The organism is Mesorhizobium sp. M7A.F.Ca.US.005.03.2.1, assembly GCF_003997795.1.
Lineage (GTDB): Bacteria > Pseudomonadota > Alphaproteobacteria > Rhizobiales > Rhizobiaceae > Mesorhizobium > Mesorhizobium ciceri.
This window is the reverse complement of record NZ_RZRP01000142.1, coordinates 1-9,964: the sequence shown is the minus strand read 5'-3', so window position 1 is coordinate 9,964 and position 9,964 is coordinate 1. Positions and strand designations below refer to the sequence as shown.

The 9,964-nt window shown below is 62.7% G+C and carries 13 protein-coding genes; 7 read left to right on the top strand and 6 right to left on the bottom strand.

Features of this window, described 5'->3' with window-relative positions; translation table 11 throughout:
• The 5 genes from EN991_RS10805 to EN991_RS10785 form a co-directional block, all read left to right on the top strand.
• Nucleotides 1-373 (top strand): 4Fe-4S dicluster domain-containing protein (locus EN991_RS10805; protein ID WP_164768965.1); only part of this gene is annotated, 373 nt, incomplete at its 5' end.
• A 102-nt stretch (nucleotides 374-475) separates the two neighbouring features.
• Nucleotides 476-1,153, top strand: a complete 678-nt coding sequence (locus EN991_RS10800; protein WP_064993722.1) for a FadR/GntR family transcriptional regulator — start codon at nucleotides 476-478, stop codon at nucleotides 1,151-1,153.
• Nucleotides 1,150-2,448, top strand: a complete 1,299-nt coding sequence (locus tag EN991_RS10795; protein WP_127368725.1) for an MFS transporter — start codon at nucleotides 1,150-1,152, stop codon at nucleotides 2,446-2,448. The genes EN991_RS10800 and EN991_RS10795 overlap by 4 nt, the downstream gene beginning before the upstream one ends.
• Nucleotides 2,449-2,558: 110 nt before the next feature.
• On the top strand, nucleotides 2,559-3,296 hold the full coding sequence (locus EN991_RS10790) for a dienelactone hydrolase family protein (protein WP_127368724.1): 738 nt from the start codon (nucleotides 2,559-2,561) through the stop codon (nucleotides 3,294-3,296).
• A gap of 108 nt (nucleotides 3,297-3,404) precedes the next feature.
• Nucleotides 3,405-4,583, top strand: coding sequence for an NAD(P)/FAD-dependent oxidoreductase (locus EN991_RS10785; RefSeq protein ID WP_127368723.1), 1,179 nt, complete (start codon nucleotides 3,405-3,407; stop codon nucleotides 4,581-4,583).
• 2 nt (nucleotides 4,584-4,585) lie between these two features.
• Here the strand turns inward: EN991_RS10785 and EN991_RS10780 are convergent, their stop codons facing one another.
• Genes EN991_RS10780 through EN991_RS10755 form a run of 6 tightly spaced genes read right to left on the bottom strand, consistent with a single transcriptional unit; the run spans nucleotide 4,586 to nucleotide 6,942 of the window.
• Complete coding sequence (locus EN991_RS10780; protein ID WP_024501305.1) at nucleotides 4,586-4,993, bottom strand: DUF1801 domain-containing protein; 408 nt, start codon at nucleotides 4,991-4,993, stop codon at nucleotides 4,586-4,588.
• A gap of 41 nt (nucleotides 4,994-5,034) precedes the next feature.
• Complete coding sequence (locus tag EN991_RS10775) at nucleotides 5,035-5,427, bottom strand: VOC family protein (RefSeq protein WP_024501304.1); 393 nt, start codon at nucleotides 5,425-5,427, stop codon at nucleotides 5,035-5,037.
• Nucleotides 5,428-5,466: 39 nt separating this feature from the next.
• Nucleotides 5,467-5,907, bottom strand: a complete 441-nt coding sequence (locus tag EN991_RS10770) for a DUF1801 domain-containing protein (RefSeq protein WP_064993719.1) — start codon at nucleotides 5,905-5,907, stop codon at nucleotides 5,467-5,469.
• Between the two features lie 13 nt (nucleotides 5,908-5,920).
• Complete coding sequence (locus tag EN991_RS10765) at nucleotides 5,921-6,142, bottom strand: hypothetical protein (protein WP_013531185.1); 222 nt, start codon at nucleotides 6,140-6,142, stop codon at nucleotides 5,921-5,923.
• A gap of 54 nt (nucleotides 6,143-6,196) precedes the next feature.
• A complete protein-coding gene (locus EN991_RS10760) occupies nucleotides 6,197-6,622 on the bottom strand; it encodes an SRPBCC domain-containing protein (RefSeq protein ID WP_013531186.1) in 426 nt (141 codons plus the stop codon).
• Nucleotides 6,619-6,942: a metalloregulator ArsR/SmtB family transcription factor gene (locus tag EN991_RS10755; protein ID WP_013531187.1), complete on the bottom strand. Its 324-nt coding sequence runs from the start codon at nucleotides 6,940-6,942 to the stop codon at nucleotides 6,619-6,621. The genes EN991_RS10760 and EN991_RS10755 overlap by 4 nt, the downstream gene beginning before the upstream one ends.
• Before the next feature lie 155 nt (nucleotides 6,943-7,097).
• Between EN991_RS10755 and EN991_RS10750 the strand changes: the two genes are divergently transcribed.
• Together EN991_RS10750 and EN991_RS10745 are read left to right on the top strand one after the other, a co-directional pair.
• On the top strand, nucleotides 7,098-7,658 hold the full coding sequence (locus EN991_RS10750) for an RNA polymerase sigma factor (RefSeq protein WP_013531188.1): 561 nt from the start codon (nucleotides 7,098-7,100) through the stop codon (nucleotides 7,656-7,658).
• A gap of 2 nt (nucleotides 7,659-7,660) precedes the next feature.
• Nucleotides 7,661-9,775 (top strand): VWA domain-containing protein, encoded by a 2,115-nt coding sequence (locus EN991_RS10745; protein WP_127368722.1) that lies wholly within the window; start codon nucleotides 7,661-7,663, stop codon nucleotides 9,773-9,775.
• Nucleotides 9,776-9,964 lie beyond the last annotated feature (189 nt).

Below are 9,964 nucleotides of genomic sequence, written 5' to 3'. Positions count from 1 at the left end.
GGCAATGCGGGCGGAGGGGCTGAAACTGTCGCCGCTCGGCATCCTCATGCATCCGCGCTACGGGCTATGGCATGCCTACCGCGGTGCGCTGCTGTTCGAGGACGAAATTCCAGTTCAAGTTGCCGAGGCAGCGCCCCACCTTTGCGATAGCTGCGTCGAGAAACCCTGCCTGAAATCCTGCCCGGTCGACGCCTATTCCGCGCAAGGATTCGCTTATCAATCCTGCCTGGCGCATGTGGGGGGAGCGCATGGCGAACCCTGCCGCAGCGGCGGTTGCCTTGATCGCAATGCGTGCCCCTATGGCGCGGGATACCGCTATCCGCCGGAGGTCCAGGCGTTTCACATGGCGAGCTTCGCACGAGCCACCAGCTGATCCGTTCCCATTGCGTGGTGCTCGTTGGCTTCGATGAGCATCTTGACGGCAGCTAGAAGCAGGCCTATTCATCAAGTCATCTGATGACTTATGAATAGGCCTATGCAACCCGCCACCAGAACCAATCTCACCGACAGCGCCACCAGCAGCCTGCGTGCGGAGATCGTCAGCGGCCGCTGGGGCGTCGGCGAGCGCATTCCCAATGAGGCAGCCCTGACCGAGCTTCTGTCGGTCAGCCGCGGCACGGTGCGCGAGGCGGTGCGGGTGCTGGTCTCGCAAGGATTGCTGGATACGCGCCAGGGCTCGGGCACATATGTGCGCTCTACCGTCGATGCCTCTGCCGCGCTCGACCGGGTCAAGCGCACCGGCCTGCGCGATCAGTGGGAGGCGCGGGCGGCGCTCGACCTGGAGGCGGCACGGCTCGCCGCCATGCGCCACACGCCAGCCGATCTTGAGACGATGCGGCAACTGCTTGCCGAACGCGGCACCGTCGCGGGCGGCGGAAGCGATGCCTTCATCCGGCGCGATCTCGCTTTCCACAAATCGGTTGTCGCGGCGTCCGGCAACAAAGCGATGATGGAGCTCTACGACTTCTTCACCGCCGCCATCACCGAGACCATCCATGCCACCATCGACGGCGATCTGCCCGAACCGGACCACCAGGCGCATGCGGCTATCGTCGACGCCATTGCCGCGAGCAATCCCGAGCGCGCCGTTGCCGCCGTTCGCGCCTTCATGGCGCCGGTGCTTGCCCAACTTGAAAGACTGCTTTCGCAATGAACCAGAGTTTTCGTCAGCCTGACCCGACGGCGCAATCCGCCGCCATCGAGGGTCTGGAACTCATCGATGCCGAGGCCGACAGCCTGCCCGTGCCGCAGCCGCCTGAACTGCGCAGCCGTGCGGCGCGCATCGTGCTTGGCGCGAGCCTTGTGCTGATCGCCTTCAGCCTGCGGCCGCTGTTTTCCAGCCTGTCGGTACTGCTGCCCGAGGTGATGCAGGCAACCGGACTGTCGACGACGGGCGCCAGCCTGCTGACGACGCTGCCCGTTCTGTGTCTGGGTCTGTTCGCGCCCTTCGCGCCAAGATTTGCCCAGCGCTATGGAGCCGAGCGCACTTTGCTCGGGGCGCTCATCTTGCTGGTGCTGGGAACCGGCCTGCGCTGGTTCGGTACGGTTCCCCTGCTGTTTGTCGCCACCTTCCTTGCCGGCGGCGCCATTGCCATCGGCAATGTGCTGCTGCCGGGCCTGGTGAAGCGAGATTTCGCCGACAAGGCCGCCGTCATGACCGGGCTCTACACCATGGCGCTCTGTGCCGGCTCGGCGGCCGCCGCCGGCTTCACACTGCCGATCGAGCATTTTGTCACCGGTTCGTGGTCCGGGGCACTTGCTGCCTGGGCGGTGCCTACACTGGTCGTGCTTTTGATCTGGATTCCGCAGGCGCTGGGCAGCCGTCGGCAGGTCAGTCATCGGGGCTTTCGCGTCGTTGGTCTCTGGCGCGATCGCCTGGCTTGGCAGGTGACGCTGTTCATGGGCCTGCAGTCGGCACTTGCCTATTGCATCTTCGGTTGGCTGGCGCCGATCCTGCGCGAGCGTGGCTTCGATGCGGCCACCGCCGGCGCCATGGTTTCGGTGTCTGTCATGGCGCAGGTCATCACCTGCCTCGCCGTGCCGTCCTTCGCGATGCGGCTGAAAGACCAGCGCGGCATCAATGTGGCGCTCGTTGCCACGGCGGTGATCGCGCTGCTCGGCATTCTGTTCGCACCGACCTCGACCGTGCTGTTCTGGGCGATCCTGCAAGGCATCGGGCAGGGCGGCCTGATCGCGGCTGCCATGAGCCTGATCGTGCTGCGTTCGCCGGATTCGCATGTCGCCGCGCATCTTTCAGGTATGGCGCAAGGCGTCGGCTATGTGCTGGCGGCATTCGGCCCGCTGCTGGTGGGCCTGATCCGCGACTGGACCGGCAGTTTTTCGGGAACGGCGTTCCTGTTCGTCGCGCTCGGGCTTGGCGTAGCCATTATGGGGCTCGGTGCCGGCCGCGCGCTGCATGTCGGTGCGCGGACGGTGCGAGAAGGCTAGCAATAGCGTCACGCAATCCCGCACGAAATTTTGACTGCCATGCTCAGGGAGCGCCTTGCCGTATAGGCTTGCGCGGATATGTATCGCGCATCTGTCGAACGGAGCGAGCGATGACGAAACACGACCTTCAGATCAAGACCAGGGATGGTGTTGCCAATGCCGGGCTTTTCCGCTCGGCAAACGCATCTCCTGCCAAGGCCGGCGTCATTCTCTATCAGGACGCCTTTGGTCCGCGGCCGGCGCTCGACAGTATGGCCGAGCGACTGGCGAATGAAGGCTATGCGGTGCTGGTGCCCGACCTGTTCTACCGCAATGCACCCTACGGGCCGTTCGACGCCAAGACCGCCTTCGCCGAGGAAAAGACCAAAATCCCGCTGATGGCGCTGGTCACCGGCACGACGCAGGACATGACCATCAGCGACAGCGGTGCGTTCCTCGATGCGCTTGCTGCCGAGGGTATTACCGGGCCGATCGGCACCATCGGCTATTGCATGGGCGGCGGTCGATCATTGAATGCGGCTGCAACCTATCCCAAACGGATAAAAGCGGCCGCAAGCTTCCATGGCGGCAATCTGGCCGGCGACGCCGCCGACAGCCCGCATCGCAAGGCAGCCTCGATCAAGGCGCGCGTCTATGTCGGCACATCCGGCGTCGACAGGAGTTTCCCGCCGGAACAGTCGGCGCGGCTGGTCGAGGCGCTCAGGGTTGCGGAAGTAGATCATGTCATCGAGAACTATGCCGGCATGGCGCATGGCTGGTGCGTGCCCGATCATAGCGTTTTCAATGCCGCGGGCGCGGAACGCCACTGGAAGCGCTTGACGACGTTGTTCGCAGAGACGCTGATCTGAGCCTTTGCCTGGCTGTTCTTGCCTGTTGGCTGTCCGCCCCGTTCGCGGTATCAGGCAGCACAAATGCGCTGCGCCGGATGAGTGGGCCGAGCGGGAACGAACAGCCTGATGCAATCCTATGATGTCGTGATCATCGGCGCGGGTGCCGCCGGAATGATGTGCGCCGTGGAGGCGGCCAAGCGCGGCCGTTCTGTGCTGATCCTCGATCATGCGGCGGCGCCTGGCGAGAAGATCCGCATCTCCGGCGGGGGCCGGTGCAATTTCACCAACATCCATGCCAGCCCGAAGAATTTTCTGTCGGGCAATCCGCATTTCTGCATTTCGGCGCTCAGCCGCTATACGCAACGCGATTTCATCGCCCTCGTCGAACGCCACCGCATCGCCTATCACGAAAAGACGCTTGGGCAGTTGTTCTGCGACGGCTCCGCACGCCAGATCACCGACATGCTGGTCTCGGAAATGCAGGACAAGGGCGCCGAACTGGTGCTGTCGACCAGCGTTGAGGATCTCCGCAAAACCGTGGAGGGGTTTGTGCTCACTCTCTCCACGGGCACGATTAGGTGCCAGTCTCTGGTCGTGGCCTGCGGCGGCAAGTCGATCCCCAAGATGGGGGCGACCGGTTTCGGCTACGAGCTTGCCGAACGGTTTGGGCTTGCCATCGTCGAAACGCGGCCGGCGCTGGTGCCGCTGACCTTCGACGCAAACACGCTCGAACGGCTGGCGCCGCTGGCCGGCAACGCCGTCGACGCGGAAGTCGCCTGCGGCAAGACGCAGTTCTCCGAAGCGATGCTGTTCACGCATCGCGGCGTTAGCGGACCATCCATCCTGCAAATCTCGTCCTATTGGCGCGAGGGCGACGAAATCCGCATCGCCATGCTGCCGGGAGTTGATGTGGCGGACCTCATTCGTAGTGCCAAGCGCGGTAATGGGCGGCAGGCGGTGCAGACCGTGCTGGCAAATCACCTGCCGAAGCGGCTGGCGCAGTCGATCGCCGAACGCACCGGGATCGATGGCAATCTCGCCGATCTTTCCGACGCCCAGATCAAAACCATAGCTGCCGCAGTCAATGACTGGCGCATCAAGCCTGCCGGTTCTGAGGGCTACCGCACCGCTGAAGTGACACTGGGCGGGGTCGACACCAACGGGCTGGACCAGAAGACGATGCAGGCGAAATCCGTGCCGGGCCTGTTTTTCATCGGCGAAGCCGTCGATGTCACGGGTTGGCTGGGCGGTTATAATTTCCAGTGGGCATGGTCGTCGGGCTGGGTGGCAGGCCAGGCAGCATAGACTTACTTCCGTGGCTTCGCCCCAGTAGCTGCCGGCGCCTTTTTCTTCTTTTTGGCCTTGTTGTAATCGATGGCGGCCCGGACGAGCTCTTTCAAAGCGCTCTCATTGAGCGTGTCGCCCTTGAACACATCGATAGCCCGCCACACCTTGCCGCCAAAACCATTGTTGAACAGCCTGTCGGGATCCGGCAGGCTGGCGCCATGGGAAAAGGTCAGCTTCACCTTGTCCTTGTGGGCGTTGCCGACCACGATGTTGCCGTCGAGGCACCATACCGGGCTGCCCATCCACTTCCACTCCTCGATGATGTCCGGGTCGGCTGCAAGGATGGTCTTGCGGATGTCGGCGAGCGTCTCGCCGCGCCAGTCCGAGAGACCGGCGATCAGCTGGTCGATCTGTTGCGAGGGGGTCATTTGCGTGTCTCCTGTGCGTCGACGCGTTCAACCGCTGCCTGTCACCAGCGCGCCAGTTGGGTAATCTGAACGAGGTTGCCGCAGCTGTCGTTCAGCTGGGCGATGGTTGAACCGGTCACCTCGGTCGGCGGCATGGTGAACGCGCCACCCTTCGCCTTGATGCGCTCGTAGTCGCCCCTGACGTCGTCGGTGAAGAACATGACCGCAGGCTGACCCTGCTGGAAGATGGCTTCCTGATAGGCCTTGGCGGCCGGGTTGTCGTTGAGCGCGAGCTGCAGTTCGGTTCCATCAGGCTCTTCAGCCGAGGTCACTGTCAGCCAGCGATAGGGCCCGTTGCTGAAATCGGCCTTCTTGGTGAAGCCCAGCACGTCGGCGTAGAAGCGCAATGCGTTTTCCTGGTTGTCCACATACACGCTGGTCAGCTTGATCTTCATCGCTCTTTCTCCTCTGTCGTATTCTTGCGTCTGTGGCCGCTACGGGGTCCAGCCGGGCAGGGCGGCGGCCTGCTTGATCCATTCCGCCATTTGCGCCTCGTCGAACCGGTCTTCGCGGATGTCGATCCAGCGCACATCCTTGCTCTTGGCCGTGCCGCCTGGTGGGATCGGTTGCAATGAGATGCCACTGAAAAAGGTCATCTTCACATAGTGGGTGAAGACATGGAAACTCGCGAACCAGCCCTGGCCTTCGATGCCGTAGAAGGGTGAGTTCCATCGCACGGCCTTGCGGACGTCAGGCACGTTGCCCACGATGAGCGCGTCGAGGCGCTCGCCCAGGCCGCGCTTCCAGTCCGGCATCGCAGCGATATAGGCCTGCACCGGGGCGTCGCCGTCGCCCTTGGCGATTTGCGGGTTGCCGCCGGAGAGCAGCACTGGCGCAGCCTTGGCCTCGGTCGATTGTCCCTGCGTCCTGGCCACTCTGCCCCACTCCCTATCCGCCGGCACGCTGCACGCCGCGTCCCTTGGCGGCATAGGGCAGCACGAACATGTACAGGCCGCTGAGCAGCAGCAGGAGGAGCGGCAGGAGCGGCGAGTAGACCACCCAGGCGGGAGGCTGCCTGAATGCCATGGTGGCGAAGTTGGCGATGACGGTCAGCGCAAAGATGATCGACAGCCAGCGATGCATTTGCCGAACCCACTTGTTCCAGTCCAATAGTTCCTCCTGTCAAAACAACCGGTGCGGACCACCGATCCGCACCTGCGAGTTTCAATCTATCCGCGCCAGGACCTGACTCAGATTTGCAAAGTACTGCCGCCACCCGCTCGTCGCGCCCCGATACGCCTGCTCCTGATCCGGCCGGAAGCCGGACTGTTCCATACGCAACCGGGTGCCTGTGCTGGTCGGCACGAGGGTCCAGGTGACGACACTCTCAAGGCCATAGGCCTGCCACGTGTAGGACAGTGTCTTGTTCAACTCGACGGCTGTTACCTGACAGTCCACAACGATGCTCACGTCAGGTTGCGGTTCCTTCCGCAGCTTGAAACGGTGGTCCACGACTGGCTTGAAGTCGTTCTTCATCAGCCATTCCTCGATCAGATGCGGTTGGGTCAGCGCGCGCCAGATTTTTTCCGGCGGATAGGGGATCTCACGTTCGACGATGACAGAGCGCGTTTCGGTCGCAATGTTGGTCATTGGTCCATTCTTTTGAGCAAATTTTCGAGATCGTCGAACCGGCTCTGCCAGAACGCGTTCATCTGGTTCGTCCAGTCGGTCAGTGGGGAAAGTGCTGCCAGTTGGGCGCTGTAATGGGTCTGCCGTCCTTGATGGCGGTCGCGCACCAGCCCGGCCTGCTTGAGGACGCCGAGATGCTTCGACACCGCAGGTTGAGAGACCCCCGACTGAGCCGTCAGGGCGCCGACCGTCTGCTCGCCTTGCCGGCACAGGCGCTCGAAGATCGCGCGACGCGTCGGATCGGAGAGCGTTCTGAAGAGGACATCGTGAGCGTTCGTCATCCGGGATCGATAACCCTGTGGCTATTGATTACGTATAACTGTCGAGATATGGATATGTCAAGCGGGGGTGTTGGCGGTCCCGATCCGGCGGTTTCCAAAAAAATCTTTCCATTGCCCCAAGGATTAGCCATTAGCGTTCGTCCAACAGGCAAATGATGGCGATGATGCTGGATGAGAGCGAAGCCTCCGACGCCGAACTGATCGGGCGGGCGAAGGGCGGAGACAGGAGGGCCTTCAGCACATTGCTGGAAAGGCACTATGACTTCGTCTATCGCGCCGCCTATCGCTGGTGCGGCAGGAAGGCCGATGCCGAAGACATCGCCCAGGAAGTCTGCGTCAGGCTGGGCAAAGCGATCCGCGACTATCGCGGCGGCGGCGCCTTCACCACATGGCTCTATTCCGTGACGATGAACGCCGCGCGCGACGTGATGAGAAAGTCCGCCCGCGAGACCGTGAAGACTGAGGCCTATGGCGTCCATGCACTGATCTCGGGCGAGGCGTCGGTCGAACCGGAAGACCCTGCCGAAGCGTTATGGGCGGCCGTCCGGCGATTGCCGGACAAGCAGCGCGACGCGGTGCTGCTGGTCTATGGCGAAGGGTTGAGCCATGCGGCCGCGGCCGAGGCGATGACAATCTCGGAGACGACGGTTTCCTGGCACATCCATGAAGCGAAGAAACGGCTGAAGACGCTGATGCGCGCGGCCGGGGAAGTGTGACCATGGTTGACGACAACGAACTCAACAGACTGCGCGATATAGCGGCGCCGGCGCCCGCCAAGGATGCCAAGGCACGTGCTTTCGAAGCCGCCCTGCGTGCATACGATCAGGAAAATATTTCTGCCGTTACCCAAGGATCGGTTGGCGGGCTTCGTCTCACAGAGCGAGCACAAAAGCTCTGGAGCGAGATCATGCAAAAGAAACTCATTGCCACGCCGGTTCTTGCCGGGCTCGTCGCCCTGCCGATCGCCGGATACGCCACCTTCCATATGCTGAGGGAACAGCCGCCGAAATTCGGCGGCGACGAGAAAATCACCGAGACGCTGGCCGACAAGCCGGCGACCGTCAAGCCGACGACCGCCGAGCCGAAGCCGGCTCCGACCGGGCTGGAGACGGACAAGAAAGCCGACGCCGATGTGGAAAGCCGCGACGCGACCGATGCGCTTGTGGCGCCGGCCTCGCCGCAGAAATCCGAATCGACCGTTGCTTCCGGCGCGGCACAACAGAATGCACTGGAGCGCGGTGTGCTGGCCGAGCCTGCGCCACCGGCACCGACAGGCGAATTCGCATTGGATGGCGCCGTAAGTGCGCCCAGTACGTCGCGGGCCCGCATGCCGGCCGAGTCCAAGCTGATGGCGCCGCAGCAGCCGTCGACCTTGCCGGCCGACCAGATGCAGCCGCAACCGGAAAACCGCGACCGCATCGAGGATTTCAAGACCAATCCGGTGCATGCGGCACTCGAGGATCCGGTCTCGACCTTCTCGATCGACGTCGACACAGCCTCCTATTCCTTCGTGCGCAGCTCGCTGAAGCAGGGCACCCTGCCGCAGGTCGATACTGTTCGCGTCGAGGAGATGATCAACTACTTCCCCTATGACTGGAAGGGTCCGGAGTCGGCCTCGACACCATTCAACTCGACCGTCAGCGTCATGCCGACGCCGTGGAACACGCATACCAGGCTGATGCATGTCGCCATCAAGGGTTTTGACGTCAAGCCGACCGAGCAGCCGAAGGCCAATCTGGTCTTCCTGATCGATGTCTCGGGCTCGATGGACGAGCCGGACAAGCTGCCGCTGCTCAAATCGGCTTTTCGGCTGCTGGTCAGCAAGCTGAAGGCCGACGACACGATCTCGATCGTAACCTATGCGGGTGACGCCGGCACGGTCCTGGAGCCGACCAAGGCGTCCCAAAAGGACAAGATCCTCAGTGCCATCGACAATCTGACGCCCGGCGGCAGCACGGCCGGCGAGGCGGGCATCAAGGAAGCCTACAGGCTGGCGCAGAAATCCTTCGTCAAGGACGGCGTCAACCGGGTGATGCTCGCCACCGACGGCGACTTCAATGTCGGCCAGAGCGACGACGACGATCTGAAGCGGCTGATCGAAAAAGAGCGCAAGACCGGTGTCTTCCTGTCGGTGTTCGGCTTCGGCCGCGGCAATCTGAACGACCAGATGATGCAGACCATCGCCCAGAACGGCAACGGCGCCGCCGCCTATATCGACACGCTGGCCGAAGCCGAGAAGGTGCTGGTCGAAGATGCATCGTCGACGCTGTTCACCATCGCCAAGGACGTCAAGATCCAGGTCGAGTTCAATCCGAACAAGGTCTCGGAATATCGCCTGATCGGCTACGAGACCCGCGCCTTGAACCGCGAGGATTTCAACAATGACCGCGTCGATGCCGGCGATATCGGCTCGGGCCATTCCGTCACCGCGATCTATGAAATCACGCCAAAGGGCAGCGGCGGCGAACAGATCGACGCGCTGCGTTATGGCCAGGCGTCGGTGGACAATGGCGGCGTTGCCAATGCGGACGAATATGCCTTCGTCAAGATCCGCTACAAGCTGCCGAATGAAGACGTCTCGAAGCTGATCACCACGCCGGTGACCTCGGCCAACGAGATCTCGTCTTTCGACCAGGCCAGCACCGACCAGCGCTTCTCCGTCGCGGTCGCCGCCTTCGGCCAGAAGCTGCGCGACGAGGATGCGACCGCGAAGTTCGGTTACGACAAGATCATGGAGATCGCCACTGCCGCTCGAGGAGCCGACCCGTTTGGGTACAGGTCCGAGTTCCTCTCGCTTGTGCGCCTTGCCTCGGCGCTGGGCGGTAATCGGTAGTGGTGATGACGGCCGGTTTCTTTCAGATGGGATCGTTCTGACAGGGGAAACCGACCGCGGGCGGGTGAGGCATGCCGGCGAGGGGTTCATTCCCTTGCCGGCCTTTTTTCGGAGAATCTCCAGGTCGTTAAATTGCGCGGCATTTCCGGTAGCGGATCGCAACCCCCTGCTTGTTACGCAGGACAGGTG